Source organism: Desulforapulum autotrophicum HRM2, assembly GCF_000020365.1.
GTDB lineage: Bacteria > Desulfobacterota > Desulfobacteria > Desulfobacterales > Desulfobacteraceae > Desulforapulum > Desulforapulum autotrophicum.
In genome coordinates this window covers 1,833,657-1,852,709 of sequence record NC_012108.1, presented here as the reverse complement: position 1 = coordinate 1,852,709, position 19,053 = coordinate 1,833,657, and the positions used below count along the sequence as shown (strand labels likewise).

The following is a 19,053-nucleotide window of genomic DNA, read 5'->3' as shown; positions in this document are numbered from 1 at the left end:
GTATCTGAGGTCGAGGTGAAAAAACATCCACATCCAACCCCTGTACAGATAGAATGCAATGATGCCCCTTGGTTTTATATGTGATCATTTAACGATACAATTGTTTGTTTTCCCATTTATCCTTTGCAGACAATTTCTTTGAAAGCCCCTTAATCATTTAAGAAGCAATCTCTTTCCCAGGCATCTATAGGCTTATTTGATGCAAGCCTTTAAGTACTTCATTAAGACCGACAATACCTGTCCCATGTTTCCCAACTTTAATCTGAGTTACTGACTGCATATAAACGCATTCAACAAATCGTCGAAATGGAATATATAGATCTAAAGAAAGCTTGTCAATCAACATGATAAAAAAATAATTTTGCAATCCTATCCCCTGTTTTTTCAGGAGGGTAAATTAAAAAAAATCAGTCTTGTACTCGCTTCAACACAGGTAGACACAAAAAATCTCAAAATTCACGCAGTAACGTGATACAGCTATCCATTCCCATTGGCCTATTGCCTGCAAAACCAGGGGCTATATTAGATGAATTTATCTTTTGATTGTTTTTTAATATTTAATAGAGGACGACATCGCCAGGCTAAATCCGCCAGGGTTAGATGACCAGGTCGTATTTTTTCATCTTGAGAAACAGGGTCTTTCTGTGGATGCCAAGTTCCGATGCGGTCTTGGCTTTCATCCATCTGTTGTTTTCAAGGGCCTTGGCGATAATCTGTTTTTCAATGCCAGCCACGATATCCGGCAGGGCATTTTTTCCGTTGTCCATGTCCATAAGACAGTCATTTATTTCATGGTTGTCTTGGGGGGGAGCAAGGCTTTCTAAAAAATCGCACTCTTTTAAGGTGACATAGCGATCCAGAGAATGCTGCAACTCCCGGACATTTCCAGGCCAGTCATGGTTCAGGAATGCGTCGAGCAGTTTCTTATCAATGGGAGGAATGGAAATGTTTTTGTCATATTTAGAGATGAAATGTTTGATCAACAGAGGAATATCTTCCTTGCGGTTCCTCAGGGGGGGAAGCTTGATGGGAATGATATTCACCCTGTAAAAAAAATCTTCCCGCATCAACCCTTGGTGTATGAGGAATTTAAGGTCCTTGTTGGTGGCAGCAACAATGCGTAAATCCGGCTTTTTAACCAGGTTTCCTCCCACCGGGGTGAACCCCCCTCCTTCAATGCTCCTGAGCAGTTTAACCTGGAGGTTGAGGGCCAGGTCACCGATTTCATCCAGAAAAAGGGTACCCTTGTCAGCAAGATCCAGAAACCCGGCCTTGTTCTGATCAGCTCCGGAAAAAGCCCCTTTTTTATATCCGAAAAACTCACTTTCAATGAGATTATCATTAATGGCAGCACAGTTAACCGGTACAAACATCTGTTTGGACCGTGTGCTTAATTTGTGGATAGCTGTGGCAACAAGCTCCTTGCCTGTGCCTGATTCTCCGTAAAGCATCACATGGGCATTGCTTGAGGCGGCTCGTAAAATCAACTCATAGACCTTTTGCATGGCGTTGCTTTTACCGATGATATTTCCGAACCGGTATCTCTCTTTCATGGCAGAGCGCAAGACCCTGTTTTCACTCTGGTAATAATTGGCATGTTCTCTGACCTTCTCTTCCCTGTGCTTTCTCTCGGTAATGTCAACCATGATGACCTGTACACCGGTAATACTGCTGACCCGGTCGTAAATGGGAGACTGGGTTACAGAGTACCATCTGTCGTCCTTGGGACTCTTTTCTTCACGTTTGGCAACAGTTCCTGCAAGGACCTTTTTAAGTTCACACCCGGGACAAGGCGCATCCAGGCCGTGGATTACTTTATGGCATTTTTCGTTGACTGCATTATACCCGCTTCTGCTGATCAACGGATTGTTCATGAACTCGATGCGGTGATTTTGTTTCAGGGTAAAAATAAACCCCTCAAAGGAGCTGACAATGCTTTTGAGCAGGTGTTCACTTTTGCTCAGACGCTCTTCAGCAACCTTTCTCAAGGTGATATCCATGAACGAAGCAATGCTGATATTGGTTCCGGCCAGCATTCCCACCTTCATGTGCATATGTTTAACTTCACCGGTCTTGTCAAAAATTCTGCACTCGTACTCATCTGGAACCTGGGGGGTTCCCTTGCGCCGCCCATAGTGGTAGTACTGCATTTTTTTATTATCTTCAGGAATAACAAATTGCGACCAGTGCATATTGTTTTCCATCTCTTCTTTACCATAGCCTGTTAACTGGGCAAATTTCGCATTGGCAAAGAGGATGAGCATATCCTTGTCAATAATGATGGTACCGGTTCCCGTATTTTCAAAAACACTGTGGTACATATCCCGTTCAACACGGAGTGCTTGATTTTCGGCCCTGACAGATAATGCCCTGCGGACCGTGGTAACGGCATGGGTGAACTGAACAGTTAATTCCTGTAATACTGCCCTTGTTTCAGGCTTAAACAGATAATTGTCTCCAGAAAAAACAAAGAAACTTCCCAGGAATGCTGGCGGGGTCACCGTTTGGAGGGTAAAAAGGGGGATAAGCAGGGCCGAAGCGGGGCAAGGGATGATGGTTGCCAGGAATGCATCGGAAAAATCCTTGGCCGCCATTATCGTGACCGGCTGTTTGGCTGAAAGCGCCTCGGTTACAGACTTTTCACACCCTTTTTTTAAAATTCTGGTGACGAGATCCTTGACCGATTCAGTCTCCTGTACAAGTTCGATATGAACATCATAGGCAGTTGTGCCGGTTATCATTTCAATAGTTCTTTGAACAAGGGCCTCTTCACTGTCAGCATGGGCTATGGCATCTCGATATTGAGACAAAATATTAATATCCATGCGTTTCTCCGTCAGTTGGATGCAAAACTGCTTTGCACTTGAAGCCATAGTAGCATAACCGCTGAAAACATCAAACTATGATCCTTTAAAATGGGGGCCCGCCCAGAGGGGGGGAGGGGCGGACCCAATGGGTCAAGATCGCCTGAAACCGATTCAGCGGGCGTAGTCGTAAAAGCCCTTTTCCGATTTCATACCAAGCCATCCTGCCCGAACATAGGTTCTTAGGGTCGGGTGTGCCCTGTATTTGGGATCACCGAACTCCTGATAAAGAACATCCATGACCGCAAGACAGACATCAAGGCCGATCAAATCTCCCAGGGCCAAGGGTCCTATGGGATGGTTGGCGCCAAGTTTCATGGCCGTATCAATATCCCGGGCAGACGCAATGCCTTCGGCATAAATGGCCACGGCCTCGTTGATCATGGGAATCAGAATCCGGTTAACAACAAAACCCGGAGCTTCGGCAACTTTAACCGGTGTTTTTCCAATTCTTTCAGACAGTTGTTTCACCCTGTCAAAGGTGTGGTCTGAGGTGGCAATACCCTTGATGATCTCCACCAACTTCATGATCGGGGCAGGGTTAAAAAAATGCATGCCAATAACCCGGTCTGGACGACGGGTGGCCGCCGCCACCTCTGTTATGGACAGGGACGAGGTGTTGGTTGAAAGAATGGTTTCCTGTTTGCAAAGCGCATCAAGCTCACTGAAAATTTTCTTTTTGATGGCCATATTTTCAACGGCAGCCTCAATAACCAGATCACAATCGGCAGCAAGGGCCATGTCGGTGGTGCCGGTAATTCTTGAAAGGACAGCCTCTTTTTCAGCTGTCATTATTTTGCCTTTACCCTCGAGTTTTTCAAGGTTGGCGGTGATGATGGCCATGCCCCTGTCAACGAGTTCCTGGTTGATATCCCTTACGATGACCCGAATGCCTGCCGATGCAATGGTCTGGGCAATCCCGGCCCCCATGGTGCCGGCCCCCAGAACATATATCTTGTCCATTGATTATCTCCCTTTGTTGTAAGTTAAAAAAAACCCTTATTTGCCGCCGAACTGGGCATCTTCCATGACTGCCGCGACAGCATCCCCCTGTTTGATGGTATTGAGTCTGCCTTCGGTAACGGGCAGGATATTGTTGATGAAAAAACGGGCCGTCTGTATCTGCCCCTGGTAAAAGGCATCGTCTTTTTTCTTTTTACCAAGTTTTGGAGCGGCCACAGACGCTCTCCAGAGAAGCATCCAGGCCACGGTCAGATCCCCGCTCACCTCAAGAAAGGGGTGGGAAAATGCAAAAACCTCCATCACCTTGCCAGAAGCCGCCCTTGCAGATATTTCATGGGCAACTTCAGCGTAGTTTGTAAAAAATCGCTGCATGCTGTCGGCCAGGGATTCCAGGCCTTTAACCTCCCTTGACGCGGTTATGGTTTTTTCGATCAGCCCCAGGAAATGAATAAAAGGTTCTCCCTTGTGCATGCCAAGTTTTCGACCGACAAGATCCATGGCTTGAATACCGTTGGTGCCCTCATACAGCATGAAGATCCTGCAATCGCGAAGCAACTGGGAAACAGGGAACTCTTCGATAAATCCGTAACCACCGTAAATCTGCACACCGTGGTTACAGACATCAAAGGCCCGGTCGGTGATATAACCCTTGATGATGGGGGTGAGCACCTCAAGCAGGGTGGAATAGAACTGCCGTTCACTATCATCTGCTGCAATGGCAAGCCGGTCATGGCACAGGCCCGTGTAGTAGACAAGGCTTCTCATGCCCTCCACCCAGGACTTCATCATCAAAAGCTGTCGTTTGACATCCGGGTGGTTGATAATGGCCACAGGCGGGGTCCCCGCAGGAGCGGTCAGGCTTTTACTCTGGATACGCTGCCTGGCATAGTCCAAGGCATACATATAGGCGGCCGAGGCATTGGCCTGCCCCTGGAGTCCAACCATCTGCCGGGCCTCGTTCATCATCAGGAACATGGCTGCCATGCCCTTATTTTTTTCTCCCAGCAGTGTACCAATGCATTGCCCCTTGCCGCCAAGCTCCAGGGAGCAGGTGGCTGAACCATGGAGCCCCATTTTCTCTTCAATGCCCGTACACACGACATTGTTGAATTCCCCTGGCGTGCCGTCCGGGTTTAACCGGTACTTGGTCACAAGGAAAAGCGAAATGCCTTTGATACCGGCAGGAGAATCTTCAAGCCTTGCCAGAACCGGGTGAACAATATTTTCCGTCAGATCCTGTTCTCCACCGGAAATAAAAATTTTATTGCCCTCAAGACTGTAAGTCCCGTCACCGTTGTCCTTTGCCATGGTGGTAATCCCGGCAAGGTCGGAACCTGCATCGGATTCGGTCAGGAGCATGGTACCGGCCCATTTTCCAGAAAGCATATTTTTAAGGTGTAGATTCTTCTGCTCTGGAGTGCCAAAGGTCTCTACAAGCTTGGATGCCCCATGGGTCAGAAGATTGTAAAGCATGAACGAGTTGCAGGCACCGTAAAAGTACTCGTTGGCTGCCATGGCAACGGTCTTGGGCATTCCCTGGCCACCCCATTCCGGATCGTCGGTCATGGCAAGCCATTCGCCTTCATTGTATGCTTTCATGACCCGGTGAAACCCTTCAGGGACCTTGACCGTGCCGTTGTTGAACTCACACCCTGTATCGCTTGGCTTCTGCAGGGGCAGAATCTCTTTGATGGCAAGATTCCTTGCCTCGGAGACAATAAGATCAACCGTCTTTTTTCCAAATTCATTAAACCTTTTGTGCTCACTGAGGGCTTCCACGTTAAGCTGTTCGTGGAGTACGAAATCAATATCTCTACGGTCCGCAATTAGTTGTGCCATTCCTATCGCTCCTTAATGGTGTGTTGTCAGCAGGTGTTTTATTGATGGATATTCAGTTATAGGGCATCATGCAGCCTTAACCAGGGATGATGTCTGATTTCTATGTACCCAGATTCTCATTTTCTCAGCCTCTTTGATCAACTGATCCCGAAAATCAGGATGGGCGATGCTAATAAGCGCTTCTGCCCTTTCCCACGTGGATTTTCCCTTCAGGCAGACCTTGCCGTATTCGGTGACAACATAGTGGGTGATGGTTCTTGGCAGGGTGACAATGCTGCCGGGATCAAAGACCGGGCGTATTCGGGAATGAACCTTTCCCTCCTTGTCTGTCACGGTGGAAGAAAGACAGATAAAAGATTTTCCTCCCTTGGAGTGATAGGCGCCATAGGCAAAGTCAAACTGTCCACCGGTTCCCGTAATCTGCCGGTACCCGGAAGATTCCGATGAGACCTGGCCATAAAGGTCCACCTCAATGGCATTGTTTATGGAAATAGTTTTATCGTTGGATGCGATGTTACTCAGTTTATTGGTGTAGTCTGCCGGATAACTCGCACAGGAAGGATTGTTATTAATAAAGTCATAGAGGCGCTGACTGCCCAAGGCAAAGGTGTAAACAAACTTACCAGGGTCCAGGTTTTTTTTAAGATTGGAGACCCTTCCGGCTTCAAACATCTCAAGATAGGCATCTACCAACATTTCCGAGTGAACACCAAGGTCTTTTAGATCAGACTCAGCAATGAGTTTGCCCACGGCATTGGGCATGCCACCAATGCCAAGCTGAATGCATGATCCGTCCTCTATCTCCTCAACGATGAGGTCGGCAATCTTTCTGTCAACATCGGAAATCTTTGGAGATCCAATGGTCAAGATCGGCTGGTTTTCGGTTTCAACTACATAATTAACCTCTGAGATATGAACCGATTCCCCTGCTCCACCAAGGCAGTTGGGCAGGGTGGTATTCACCTCCACAATAACGGTTTTAGCATTATCAATGATGGCCCGCTGGAACGAATTACCAATGCCGAAATTAAAATTGCCCTGATGATCCATGGGAGTGGTCTGTACCATGCAGACATCGGTTTTGATGTTTCTGCCGTAGTGCCCCGGACCTTCGTTGTAGGTAAAGGGAATATAGTAACAGTTATGGTGGTCGTGATTATTACGATCTCCACTGCTGAAATGCCAATTGTTATAAGTCATGCTGTTGCCCTTAGCACTGGCCATGGCAACCTTGGCTTTTCCGGGAAAGGCAAGGGCCCTTACATTGACATGCTCTAGTTCATCCACACGCGCTGCCAGGGCCTCATCAAGGGTTCTTGGGGCCGTGCAAAAGGCACCATAATCAATCCAGTCTCCGGATTTAACAACCTGTACGGCTTTTCTTGCGGTTACTAATTTTTGTCGATATTGTTTCAGAATCGGTGATGTAAAACTCATTTCAGTAAATTCCTCTTGTTTGTTTTATGTTGATAAACTTGCTTGAGAATTTAACCCATGAATCAAAATATCCGTCCAATGGTCCCGGAAAATAACGATGTTCAGCCACCATTAATAGGACACGATTAAGACCATTGTTCTCTGACGTTGTAAATACAGCAATATAAGTGCCACAGAAGGGTTAATGAACACAACCTACTGTAATTTAATAATTTTTTTCAGTAAATTGACCTGGAAATTCGTGTCTGTCATTCAGGAGGGGACGTTACTGTTTCGCCACACATAAAACCGGATAAAACGACAACCACCTGATAATAAAAGCTTTTACAACTTCACGTGGCGATTCTACCACGCCATGGGAAGATTTTGCCACGGCTTCTAAAAAAAAGAGCCTATAAATCCAAGGGCAAAGGGCAATTGCTCTGGATAAGAAAGATTCCTGCTGTCCTCCCCATGGGTATACATCGCTTCACCTGAATTAAGGGCTCAGTGCAGCTGTCTTGTTTTTTGTTAAGTCTTTTGTTAACATGAAAGGCTTGAAAAATTTGATTATGGATGCTTGGAGGCAGCTGGATTTCAACACCATTTTTGATAAATCATGCAGACATAAGGGGATATAGCCCAAAATAAATGTATGGATAAGAACCGAAATGGCAAAATTTAAATATTTTAAAAAGCTGACCTCGGATATCAATGGCAACATCACCCTGTCTGCAACCCAGTTTAGGTTGTTAGCCCTGATTGATGAAAACAAGGAAATCGGATTAATCGCCCGTGAATCAGGAATGGATCTCCCAGATTTTAAAAATCAGCTGATGAAATTGTATGGGATGGGCCTTATTACACCTGTTGTCAAAAAGAAAATACAGCGCTACAGCCCGGAATTATTGAAGGAACTCACCTCAATCCTTACCTATTACGTCGGCCCTGTAGCAAATATCATCATGGCCGATATTCTTTCAGGTATGAACATCACGGATAAAAAAATTTTGGTCAACGATATAGAAGAACTGCTTTCCAAAATAAGTGATGAGATTTCCGATCCAGGACACAGGATTGAATTCAACGAAAGAGTTAACGACCTGTTGTCAAGAACCCGATAATCAATAAAATGAGAGGCTGTTATGATTGTTGCCTGCAAAAATTGTGGAAAAAAATACACCGTTGATGAAAAGAAATTTAAACAAAACACCGTCTCGTTCAAATGCATAGCCTGCGATACGCTCTTTACCGTAGAAAAACCAATTGTCAATTATGAAAACGTCACCTATGCTGAAGACATCCCCCTAACCACGGCAACAGGACAAAAAAAACCCATCAAATTTGGGCTCTACCCCAAAACCTTCCTTATCATGCTTTTGATCAGCCTTATTCCGGTCGGTTTATTTTTCATGATCACCTACAGTGAAACCAGTGCCAGGGTAGAAGCAGATACACAGCTTTTAATGCAGCAGTCCACTTCTGGGCTTCTGAACCATATTGACGAATGGGTGGACAAAAACAAACGCTTGCTGCAGATGGTTTCCAGGCTCGACGGGATCAAATACATGGATCCGACCGAACAGACAAAAATATTGGAATTAATACACGAACAATACCCCTGGATATACCTTGCCTTTACCCTGGACATCGACGGGATGAACACGGCAAGGAACGATGGTAATATTTTAAAAGATTACTCGGACAGGTCTTATTTTAAGGATATACAAAAGGGGTCTGCTTTTTCCTGGCAGACCCTCCTAGGAAAGACATCTCAAAAGCCTGCTCTTGTTCTGGCTGTACCCATAATGAACAATGGAACGATGGTTGGTGTGATGGCTGGTGCAATGACCACTGAAGCCATTTCACAATCCGTTGCAAAATGGACAAAGGGCAAAACCGGTTTTGCCTTTCTTGTGGACGAAAAAAACAAGGTGATTGCCCACCAGGTAAAACAATATGTATTAGAAGAAAAAAACCTTACAGACAACCCTGTCTTTTCTTTATCCGACGGAAAGATATCGGGGTTTGGCGAATTTATGGACAACAAGGGCTCGCTGAATATTGCCTCTTTCAAAAAGAACAAGCTGGGCTGGAATATGGTTGTCCAGCAAGAAAAAAATGAGGCATATGCGACACTGCTGAAATTTCAGAAATATATTCTCGTATTTTTTTCCTTGACCATCATAATTGTGGCAATTATCGCCTGGTTTTCTGCACGTTCAATCAGCAAACCAATTATTGAAATGACAGATGCCGCAACCCGCATGAGCCTTGGAGATCTTGATGTCCAAATCAAGATACGGTCAAAAGATGAAATCGGAATGCTTGCCAGGTCAATTGTCAGGATGCAGACAAGCCTGGCCTATGCCATGAAACGACTTAAAACCCTTTAAATGGATGAAATAGGAGTACCAGTTGAGTTAAGTAAATTGACTCCCGGTACCCCGCTTTTCAGGAAGGACTTCTTGAAATTTTTGCCTCGTCAAAGGAGGCCATCTCAGTCATAATTCTGCAGGCGGTCTCTGCCAGATCAATGGCCAGGGCCGCACCTGTTCCTTCACCCAGCCGCATGCCCAGGTCCACAACCGGTTCAAGGCCCATGTAGGCCAGGGCCGCTTCCTGGGCTTTTTCCACAGACTGATGGCCAGATATAAGGTATTCCCGGATATCAGGACAGATCAGATAGGCGATGAGCCCGGCTGCCGTTGAAATTACCCCGTCCAGGACGACTGCACATCCCTCTGAGGCCGCAGCCAGGGTCGCACCAGCGATGCCGGCAAGTTCAAATCCCCCAAGGGTTCTCAAAATGTCAAATCCGTTTTCAGGATCAAGATGATGGAAATCAAGTACCCGTTGGATCACCTCTGTTTTGTGGGACAGCCCCTTGTTGTCCACCCCGGTGCCCCGGCCTGCAGCCTGGGCAGGGCTGATGCCTGTTACAGCGGATATAATTGCCGAAGCGGATGTGGTATTGCCAATGCCCATTTCCCCAAGGCCCAGAATCTGAACCGGAACCTTTCCATGAATGGAGAAAAATGCCCGAATCCCGTTTTCCAGGGCCTGGACAGCCTGGGGAGCGGTCATGGCCGGTTCCAGGGCCATGTTTCGGGTACCCGGGGCTACTTTGGCCAGAATCAGGTCTGGATGGGGAGCAAAGGTTTTTTCCACGCCCATATCCACCACCTTCATCTCAATTTCATAACGGCTGCAGAGGACATTGATGGCGGCCCCGTGATTAAGGAAATTGTCCACCATCTGCCCCGTGACTTCCTTTGGGAAGGCCGACACCCCTTCTTCGGTGACGCCGTGGTCACCGGCAAAGACCAGTATGGCCTTTTGTTTTATTTCAGGATGCAGACTGCCCTGGATTACGGCCATCTGGATTCCTAAAGCCTCAAGTTTGCCTAAAGCCCCAAGGGGTTTGCTCTTGTCATCCATCTTGGCCCTGGCCTGGGAGGCCATATCCCGGGGTGGCCGGACAGCCTGGATAATCCTGGTACATAACGGACTTTTTGACAAAGAATTTTCTATTACACATGGAGACGCCCCATCCCGTTTTTCGGCCGGTTTTTTCGGCTGAAAATGGTGGGAACCGGTAAAATCCAGGATATATTTAAGGGTTTGCCCCTTGAGCACCTGGGGCAGAAGTTCTGGGGCCCGTTCCGGGACGACCACCTCTTCAATAAGCCGATTTAGAGACACCCCGTGGGAAAGAAGAAAGGGCAAGGCCTTTTCAATATCTGATTTTTTCATCCCATAGGCCCCCGCCAAGACGGCTTCTTTGTAATGGACCAGATTCAGCAGGTTGGTTTCCACGGACTCATTTTTGGTAATCCCGGAAAAAAAAGAAATATATCCGCCCTTATCCACCTTGGTAATGGCCTGACAAAAGGCAATGTAATCCGGGCAGGTATTGATCACAATGTCAAAGAGGCTCTCATGGGTTTCTCGGGCGCAGTCCAGGCCTTCGGCTTTCAGAATGGGACTTATTTTTTCAATTTTTGCCGCATTTTTTTCCAGGATAAAAGGAATGAGGCCCAGGTGTTTTGCATAGATGGCCGTGATAAGCCCCATGGTTCCCCCGCCGTAGATGAGTATCTTTTTACCCGGGGTCGCAGGCAGTTTTTCAAAGGCATTGACCACGCAACCCACGGGCTCCGCAAAACACGCCGCATAAAGATCCAGATCCGAAGAAACAGGAACGAGGCTGGCCAATGGAAGAACGGCCCGGTGTGCAAATCCCCCGTCGTGGTGGAATCCTGTGATCTTCATCCCGTCACAAAGATTTTCCCTGCCAGCCCGGCAGTAGTGGCAGGTACCACAGCTCTTTCCGGGCCAGACAATATACCTGCGGCCCTGGTCATCCCGGACCACCATCTCATGTCCCAGAACCCTGGGAAAGATCAGGTCCCTATGGCCCTGTTCCCACATTTTGGCATCGGTTCTGCATACGGCACAGGCCAAAACATCCACCAGGACTTCATCCGATCCCGGGGCCATGGGAGGCAGGGGACGAATTTCCAGCTGCTTCAGCCCTTTGAGCACCATTTGAATCATTATAAATCCTCTTCAGTTAATACCAGTTTTTTGATTCGGACGGCTTCATATCCCCGGGCCTTTGCCTCTCGTTCAAGTTCCCTGACATGGGCCAGGTGGTCCATGGGGTATACCGACGCCTTGTCCAGGCCAACTTCAATAAATTCATCGGGTTTTATCCTGAGATACCCTGTGCTGATTTTGATGATCAAAAGTTCCATGTCTATCTCCTTGACGAGGCTAAGTCAAACCAGGGAATAAAGTTTTTCCAGCCCTTTTTCAGAATCTGTGTTCTGGGCGGTCACCCAATTTTCCAGGGTGTCAAAGGCCTTGCCGCTTTCAAGGAGGACAGCGGCCTTCTGTATACCCTGGTCCAGGTTGTCAACCTTACCCGCAGCCAGGAAAATCAAGCCGGCATTGAGGAGGGTGGCATCTTTTCTGGCCCCGTTTTCCCTATTGGCAATGAGGCCTGCAAACCGCCGGATCTCTTTTCCAAGTTCAAGTTCTGGTCTCAAATCCTCATAGTTTGGGGTCGATAATCCCAGGGATACCGGGTCAATGGTGAATTCAGATATTTCACGTTTTCCCGTATCACCGTCGGTCTGGATCCGCGCACAATGGGTGGGCCCGCAAACGGATGCCTCATCCATGCCAAGGCCTGCGCCCGCCACTTCTCCGTAAAGGACAATGGCGCTGTGGTATCCGATCTGGGCCATCACCTCTGCCACGGGCATAATCATCTGCCTGGCATAGACCCCCCTGACGCCAATGGCAGGAAGGGCAGGATTGGCAAGGGAGGCGGCAATGTTCAGGGTAGAACCGAAAAAAATTTGTGACAGAATTCGTCCCAGGGCATTGGGATGGATATGGGGACTCATGCCGTTGAATAATCCCAGGCCAGCGGATTTTATGCTTTGGGCCACGGTGTCGGCCGTACATTCCACATCAACCCCCAGGGCCTCTGCCATATCAACGGTGCCACAGACAGAGGTGATGGCCCGTGCCCCGTGGCGGGCCATGGGCACTTTTCCGGCTGCAGCAATGATGGCTGCTGCCGTACTGATATTAAAGGTTTTAAAGGTATCCATGCCCGTGCCTGAGTTTTCAGCCACGGCCAGGTCCAGGTTCACCTTGGTGGTGTCCAGTTCATAAATGGCCTGCCAGGCACCGGCCACTTCTTCAGCGGTTTCTCCCTTGGCGGTCAGTGCGGATAAGAATGCCCCCTGCTGAAGCTCTGTTGTGGCGTTGTTGAGAACGGTGAGAAAGGCTTCATGGGCCTGATCACGGGTGATATTTTTTTTATTGATAAGGCGGGTGATGATCACACCAAAGGCTTTATCTGTATCAACGGACATAAGTCTCCTCCTGAAAATAGTATTCAACAGGATCTTATTCCAGCGGATATCCCTTGGTCTTTTGCCCGGGCAGGCTTTCCGGCTGACGGATCATTCTCTGACCTGCGCCTTCCCCTTTCGTTTTGGTAAGGAACCAAATTAAAAAAGTGGCATCATGCAGGCCTTGTCCCCGGTCACGGCAACGGCTGGTATGCAACGGAATTTCACCGTTTTTCCTTTTATCCCTGGCCCCCCTTATGCTTAAATTCATTTTGGGGGCGGCAGGCACCCTGGCAATGTCGAAAAGTATACGTGATGACAGGCGAATTTGTCAATACGCAGTTTGATTAAGGGGCTCAGATGTAAATAATTCCACAAATATGGTGCAGGATTTCAGGTTGAATATTTCACCGAACTGAGATAGGCATAAACCCTATTGAAACATTAAAATTGGAGCATCATCACGTGAACCTGAACCACATCAATTTTGTCGACAGCCACATGCACCTTGATCTTGTGCAGAAAAGCGACCCGGATCGCATCCAATGGATCAAAAAAGTTCATTGTCTGGCTGTATCCTGGGCCTTTGCAAAACATATCGACACGACGGCGGATCTCCATCGGGCCCTTGCACTTCAGAGAGAAACCATTCACCACCTTAATTCTACCGGCCTGCCCTGTTTTTATCTTTCAGGCGTGCACCCCCGCAACATCCCCCCCGATCTGAAGACCGGAGCCGTTGCTGACCTGATCATGGAGAATATTGACGACAAGCTATGTCTGGGTATGGGGGAAATTGGTCTTGAAACGGCATCAAACCGGGAAAAGGATATTTTTTCAGCCCAGATGTCCCTGGCGCCACAGATCATCGGCAGGGACAAGGTGATCGGCATTCATACCCCCAGAAAGGATAAACAACGGGTTACCCGGGAAATTCTGGCCCTTCTGGAAAACCTTCCCGACCTGAGGGATTCCATTGTGATCGATCATTGCACTCTTCAAACTATCGGTACGGTACTGGAGCAAGGATTTCGGGCTGGAATCACCGTAAGTCCGGTCAAGACATCCGGCGGTGAACTCCGCCAAATCGTGGCAAGATACCCCGATCACCTGGATAGAATCATGCTCAATACCGATTCCGGGGATCTGTATTATGAAGACCTGTATATGGTTTTTATGGATCCGGGGATGCCGGAAAGCCTGAAAACCGCCCTTACCAGAGACAACGCACTCATTTTTTACAAAAAAATCAAATGATGCCCCCCACCAAACGCTATTTCCTTGAACACCGTCTCCGTGTGGCTAAAAAGCTTGCACCCCATATTTTTATCTAACGGTCTCTGGGTTCTATGCTGACTGCCTACATTTTCATATCCCCTGTTTCCATGAATCGCTGATGAAAGGAAAACGCCTCCCCCAGCAGATGGGGTTCATGCCCACCCACCTTGTGCAAAGCCCGGCTGTAATAATCCCACAACAGATCCCGGTAATCGGGGTGGGCACATTTTTTAATAATTGCTTCGGCCACCTGGCGTGGGGTGAGGTTCCGTGTGTCCACCAGTCCCTGTTCGGTGACAATGACATCCACAGAGTGCTCTGAATGGTCCACATGGCTCACCATGGGTACAATGGCAGAAATGGCTCCGTTTTTGGCCATGGAAGGGGTCACCATGAATGAAAGCGCCCCGTTTCTCTCAAAATCCCCGGATCCCCCAATGCCGTTCATCAGCTGGGATCCCATAACATGGGTGGAATTCACATGCCCATAGATATCCACCTCCAGGGCCGTGTTAATGGCAATCACCCCCAGACGACGGATCACCTCCGGGGAATTGGAAATCTCCACAGGCCGGAGAATAATCTTTTCTTTGTATCTATAAATTTCTTTAAAAAAACGTTCCCTGGCTTTTTCAGACAATGTCATGGCCGAGGCAGATGCGGCCCGGATTTTTCCCATGTCAATCAAATCCAGCACACTGTCCTGGATCACTTCGGAATAAAGATCCACACTTTCAAAAAAATCATCATCCATGAACCGGCTCAACAGCGCATTGGAAACATCCCCCACCCCGGCCTGCCAGGGCAGTGTTTTTGGCAAACGGTCTTTTTTCATCTCATGGCGGACAAAATCCAGAATCAGCTCCCCAATGCGCAGGGGTATTTCCCCGGGGGGCTGGAACACGGCACAGGTATCTTTTTCACCGCTTTTCAAGATGGCCACCACCTTATCTGGATTCATCTCAATAAAGGGTTTACCAATGCGATCCGCCGTGCGGTACAGGGGAATGGGCATGCGATAGGGGGGATCTTCAGGAATAAAAATATCATGAATGCCCTCAAGTCCCCGGGGCTCACTTTCAGACATTTCAATGATTATTTTATCGGCGTACTTAACATAGGTGGGGGTATTACCCACGGACATGGTGGGCACCAAATGCCCCTTTTCAGTGATGGCCACTGCCTCAATAACCGCCACATCCACCTTTCCCCAGTCACCGGAACGAACCAGGGCAGACAGTCGGGAAAGATGGTCATCCTTGAAAGAAACTTTCCCCTGATTGATCTTTTCTCTCATGGTGCGATCACTCATGTAGGGCCGACGCCAATTGATGATATCAGTTTTTGAGAGCAGGCCATCCACAAGCTCTCCGGTGGATGCACCGGCATAGAGGTTTATTTTAAAGTTTTCTCCAAGCTCTGCCCGTCGGGCCAGCTCCATGGGAATCATCTTGGGATACCCGGCGGTGAACCCGGAAATAAAAACGTTAGTGCCATCCACGATGTGACGGGCAGCGGTGGCCGGATCTGTAATTTTATCCCGAAGTGGCGCATATCTGATTCTATCTTTCAATATGTTCTCCCTTTTGTCTGGGTTATGGTCCATCCTGCCCTTGTATCTCTGATGGCAAAATATCACAATCATAATAACCGGCACAATTTTTTTCACAAATTTCACAGCCATGTCAAATGCCTTGCAAAGGGGAATTAAATTTCTTTATTGAGTTGTCATGGGGAAATAACCTGTCCACATATTCACACGGATCGTCCGCATATTCCAATAATTCAGCATGGGTATGATAGATCTCCCACAGGTGGTACATTAAATTAACTCCGGCCGCCGCCAACCCCCTTGTAGCGTTTGACCGGGTTCCTCACATTTTTTATTGTACAAATGGCAATGTTGTTCTATTTTTAATTTTTTAACCGCAAACCTTGTGGACAAAGGAGTCTTTGCAGAATGAAAATACAGAACGTGGTCGACGATATTTATCGACTTGCCGTCAATATTGAGGATGAAAACTATCTTTTTGAGGGAATCTGGCCGATCCCCCACGGGATTTCTATTAATAGTTACCTGATCAAAGGGGAAAAGAACGTCCTCATCGATCTGACCCAGAATATTATGGACTTTCCCAGGGCAATCACCGAACAGCTGGAAGGGGCATCCCTGGCTGTTGAGGATATTGACATCATTATCATCAATCATATGGAACCGGATCATTCAGGCTGGCTGAATGAATTTTGCAAGAAAAACACCAAAGGCGTTATTTATTGCACAAAAAAAGCCATCCCCCTGCTTGAGGCCTTTGGAGAGGTGCCCCCGGAACGGGCAGTCGCAATTACAGACGGGATGACCCTGACTGCCGGTGATTACGAGCTTCAGTTCTTTGACACACCCAATATCCACTGGCCAGAGACCATGATGACCTATGAGAAGAAACGCGGCATCCTGTTTTCCTGCGATGCATTCGGCTCATACGGTAAAGTGGGAAACGATACCATCTTCGACGACCAGTTATCCCAGGAAAAACATAAATTTTTCGAGAACGAGGCACTTCGCTATTATGCCAATATCGTGGCCACATTCTCTCCGTTTGTTCTCAAGGGGCTGAGCAAACTTGCAAGTCTTGATATTAAAACCATCTGTCCTTCCCACGGTATCATCTGGCGTGATAATCCCAGTGTGATTATTAATCATTACAAGCGATATGCAGAGTATAGCAAAGGACCGGGAGAGCGGGAAGTTACACTTGTCTGGTCCAGCATGTATGGCAATACAAAAAGTATGCTGAACCTGATCGTTCAAACCCTGAACAAACGGCAGATACCAGTCCACGTGTTCCAGGCCCCAGGAGACGACATCGGATATATCCTGGCAAGTGCCTGGAAATCAGCCGGTCTGATTTTTGGAATGCCCACCTATGAATACAAGGTATTTCCGCCGATGTCCCATGTCATTGAGGAACTTCTGGTAAAAAAGGTGACCAACAAGAAGGTATTCCGGTACGGCTCATACGGCTGGGTAGGTGGTGCCCAGCGAGATTTTGAAGCCAGGATCGAAAAGTCCGGTTGGGATCTGCTCAATTTTTATGAATGGCAGGGGGCACCGACAGAAGCGGATAAACAGAATATGATTCAGGCGGTGGAAGCCTATTGCGATGAACTGATCAAGTTCACAGAATAAGTCTTTTTTCGGGCGCGGCCATGGGGCCCATGGCTGCGTTCAACCGGAAACAGGGACAGGAGATATCACCGGAAAAGCCATGAACGACAGGGAAAGCATCGGCATAATCGATAAATACATAGGCGAGAATGTCCATGGGGTAACCCCTGTACCGTTCAAGGATATTCCCGAAACCTGCCATCTGCTCGAAGGTGAAATCAACACATTCAACTTTCGAAATCTTTTTAATACGGCATCACAAATTTTCGGAAGTCTTACACTTGCAGAAAAATATCTGCTTGACGGCTTGAAACTTGACAATTATTACATCCGCTCCCGGTCAACAGAAGATAGGGTTGAACCGCTCCACCTGGTTCATTTACTTCAGGATGATTTCTGGATTTCAAACTACCTTTCAAGCTGTATTTTGGAAAACGCAGAAAGGCATTTAAGAGGATCAATCCTCGGGGAAGATCCTCTTTTTGAGGCTGGAAAAAGACTGAGGGCCACCAACGGCATCCTTGCATCCACTGTCATGCGGATGATTACAATTGAACAACTCATGTACATCAGCAGAATGCGCAACAACAGCTACAACCACATAAAAAAAATCTTTCCATCTGTTGACAGAAAAGGCCGCTGCATCACCCTGCGAATTGAATACAAAACAGACTGCACCAGGGCATCTAATGGTCTAATGACAAACAAGGCTGTTTGCAATTGGTACAGGGGAGCACTTTTCGGCCATATGGAGGCCATGGGACTCCAGGAAAGTGATATCCAGGAAACCCAATGCGTCACCCAGGGACACGACTGCTGTGTGTTTGAATGTCGTTACATCCCCAAACCATTCTTTTCTGGATTAAGGCACCACTTGATCAATCTTATTGATGGATCCCTGGCGCATAAGATAGAGCTCCTGGTAAAAAATCAACGGGAATTATCATTGACCATTGCTGATTTAAGAAAAAAAGACAGGGAGACAAACCTGCAACTCAAAGCTTTACTCATTGAAATAGGACAAAAAAACCTGCAGCTGGAAGCTCTCACCTTGATTGATTACCTTACGGGTCTGTATAACAGAAAATACTATACCGAGCGGCTCAAGGAGACGCTGCGGATTTGCAACCGTGAAAAAAGAATCCTTGCGGTTGTTATGATGGATATTGATCATTTTAAATCGGTAAATGACAAGCATGGTCATGCGGCTGGTGACGAGTGCCTCAGGATGATTGGCCAGGTATTAAAAACAGCGTTGAAAAAAACAAGGCCAGGCGATTTTGCCGCACGGTATGGCGGTGAAGAGTTTGTGCTTATATTTTCCGGAGCCAATGCAGACTGGGTAGAGAAAAAAGCCAATGAGATTCGTAAGACCATTCAGGCCCAGACGGTGAATACAATGAACAATCGAGAAGAGAAAATAGAAATATCGATAACCATCAGCATGGGCTTTGCCTGTAAAGGGCCCATTTTCGATGATGAAATAATGTTATCTCCAGAAATAATGACTCGAAGGGCCGATACCATGCTGTACAAGGCCAAACAGCTGGGCAGAAACCGTGTCGTAGGGGAATCTCAATAGATTATCTGCTTCAGCTTATTTCAACAGAATCGGAATAATTTTACATTATCCTGGTGGATACTGGCATATAAA

Annotated in this window: 13 protein-coding genes and 1 riboswitch; of the genes, 5 read left to right on the top strand and 8 right to left on the bottom strand. The window is 47.4% G+C overall.

All coding sequences use genetic code 11. The features are described 5' to 3' along the window. Window positions 1–596: 596 nt before the first annotated feature. From HRM2_RS25080 to HRM2_RS07975, 4 genes are all read right to left on the bottom strand, one after another. Window positions 597–2,825, bottom strand: coding sequence for a sigma 54-interacting transcriptional regulator (locus tag HRM2_RS25080; protein WP_015903505.1), 2,229 nt, complete (start codon window positions 2,823–2,825; stop codon window positions 597–599). A gap of 153 nt (window positions 2,826–2,978) precedes the next feature. Beyond that, a complete protein-coding gene (locus tag HRM2_RS07985) occupies window positions 2,979–3,827 on the bottom strand; it encodes a 3-hydroxybutyryl-CoA dehydrogenase (protein ID WP_015903504.1) in 849 nt (282 codons plus the stop codon). Between the two features lie 36 nt (window positions 3,828–3,863). Next, window positions 3,864–5,666, bottom strand: a complete 1,803-nt coding sequence (locus HRM2_RS07980; RefSeq protein ID WP_015903503.1) for an acyl-CoA dehydrogenase — start codon at window positions 5,664–5,666, stop codon at window positions 3,864–3,866. Window positions 5,667–5,732: 66 nt separating this feature from the next. After that, window positions 5,733–7,103: an acetyl-CoA hydrolase/transferase family protein gene (locus HRM2_RS07975; RefSeq protein WP_015903502.1), complete on the bottom strand. Its 1,371-nt coding sequence runs from the start codon at window positions 7,101–7,103 to the stop codon at window positions 5,733–5,735. Between the two features lie 650 nt (window positions 7,104–7,753). Here HRM2_RS07975 and HRM2_RS07970 point away from each other — a divergent pair. Beyond that, window positions 7,754–8,206: a hypothetical protein gene (locus tag HRM2_RS07970; protein ID WP_015903500.1), complete on the top strand. Its 453-nt coding sequence runs from the start codon at window positions 7,754–7,756 to the stop codon at window positions 8,204–8,206. 21 nt (window positions 8,207–8,227) lie between these two features. Then, window positions 8,228–9,478, top strand: coding sequence for a cache domain-containing protein (locus HRM2_RS07965; protein ID WP_015903499.1), 1,251 nt, complete (start codon window positions 8,228–8,230; stop codon window positions 9,476–9,478). A gap of 58 nt (window positions 9,479–9,536) precedes the next feature. Here HRM2_RS07965 and cobT read toward each other — a convergent pair whose 3' ends face one another. From cobT to trpD, 3 genes are read right to left on the bottom strand one after another with little or no spacing between them, the layout of a single operon-like run. Further along, entirely contained in the window at window positions 9,537–11,642 is a 2,106-nt protein-coding gene (gene cobT / locus HRM2_RS25075; protein ID WP_015903498.1) for a nicotinate-nucleotide--dimethylbenzimidazole phosphoribosyltransferase, read from the bottom strand. Next, window positions 11,642–11,842: a hypothetical protein gene (locus tag HRM2_RS07955; RefSeq protein WP_015903497.1), complete on the bottom strand. Its 201-nt coding sequence runs from the start codon at window positions 11,840–11,842 to the stop codon at window positions 11,642–11,644. Before HRM2_RS07955 ends, cobT begins: the two co-directional genes overlap by 1 nt. 24 nt (window positions 11,843–11,866) lie before the next feature. Beyond that, a complete protein-coding gene (gene trpD, locus HRM2_RS07950; RefSeq protein WP_015903496.1) occupies window positions 11,867–12,976 on the bottom strand; it encodes an anthranilate phosphoribosyltransferase in 1,110 nt (369 codons plus the stop codon). A gap of 51 nt (window positions 12,977–13,027) precedes the next feature. After that, window positions 13,028–13,263: riboswitch (cobalamin riboswitch) on the bottom strand. A gap of 142 nt (window positions 13,264–13,405) precedes the next feature. Here trpD and HRM2_RS25070 point away from each other — a divergent pair. Continuing rightward, window positions 13,406–14,212: a TatD family hydrolase gene (locus HRM2_RS25070; protein WP_232364224.1), complete on the top strand. Its 807-nt coding sequence runs from the start codon at window positions 13,406–13,408 to the stop codon at window positions 14,210–14,212. Window positions 14,213–14,315: 103 nt separating this feature from the next. Here the strand turns inward: HRM2_RS25070 and HRM2_RS07935 are convergent, their stop codons facing one another. After that, the gene (locus HRM2_RS07935) at window positions 14,316–15,806 is read right to left on the bottom strand and encodes a succinate CoA transferase (RefSeq protein WP_232364223.1); all 1,491 of its coding nucleotides are present in this window, start codon (window positions 15,804–15,806) and stop codon (window positions 14,316–14,318) included. Window positions 15,807–16,193: 387 nt separating this feature from the next. Here HRM2_RS07935 and HRM2_RS07930 point away from each other — a divergent pair, with 387 nt between their 5' ends. Together HRM2_RS07930 and HRM2_RS07925 are read left to right on the top strand one after the other, a co-directional pair. Next, the gene (locus HRM2_RS07930; RefSeq protein WP_015903491.1) at window positions 16,194–17,420 is read left to right on the top strand and encodes an FprA family A-type flavoprotein; all 1,227 of its coding nucleotides are present in this window, start codon (window positions 16,194–16,196) and stop codon (window positions 17,418–17,420) included. A 79-nt stretch (window positions 17,421–17,499) separates the two neighbouring features. After that, window positions 17,500–18,981: a diguanylate cyclase gene (locus HRM2_RS07925; RefSeq protein WP_015903490.1), complete on the top strand. Its 1,482-nt coding sequence runs from the start codon at window positions 17,500–17,502 to the stop codon at window positions 18,979–18,981. Window positions 18,982–19,053: the final 72 nt, after the last annotated feature.

Bases quoted from the DNA above. Each gene is read 5' to 3' on its own strand.
- HRM2_RS07965 (WP_015903499.1), top strand. From the start codon at position 8,228: ATGATTGTTGCCTGCAAAAATTGTGGAAAAAAATACACCGTTGATGAA.
- HRM2_RS07970 (WP_015903500.1), top strand. From the start codon at position 7,754: ATGGCAAAATTTAAATATTTTAAAAAGCTGACCTCGGATATCAATGGC.
- trpD (WP_015903496.1), bottom strand. From the start codon at position 12,976: ATGTCCGTTGATACAGATAAAGCCTTTGGTGTGATCATCACCCGCCTT.
- HRM2_RS07985 (WP_015903504.1), bottom strand. From the start codon at position 3,827: ATGGACAAGATATATGTTCTGGGGGCCGGCACCATGGGGGCCGGGATT.
- HRM2_RS07980 (WP_015903503.1), bottom strand. From the start codon at position 5,666: ATGGCACAACTAATTGCGGACCGTAGAGATATTGATTTCGTACTCCAC.
- HRM2_RS07955 (WP_015903497.1), bottom strand. From the start codon at position 11,842: ATGGAACTTTTGATCATCAAAATCAGCACAGGGTATCTCAGGATAAAA.
- HRM2_RS07925 (WP_015903490.1), top strand. From the start codon at position 17,500: ATGAACGACAGGGAAAGCATCGGCATAATCGATAAATACATAGGCGAG.
- cobT (WP_015903498.1), bottom strand. From the start codon at position 11,642: ATGATTCAAATGGTGCTCAAAGGGCTGAAGCAGCTGGAAATTCGTCCC.
- HRM2_RS07975 (WP_015903502.1), bottom strand. From the start codon at position 7,103: ATGAGTTTTACATCACCGATTCTGAAACAATATCGACAAAAATTAGTA.
- HRM2_RS25080 (WP_015903505.1), bottom strand. From the start codon at position 2,825: ATGGATATTAATATTTTGTCTCAATATCGAGATGCCATAGCCCATGCT.
- HRM2_RS07930 (WP_015903491.1), top strand. From the start codon at position 16,194: ATGAAAATACAGAACGTGGTCGACGATATTTATCGACTTGCCGTCAAT.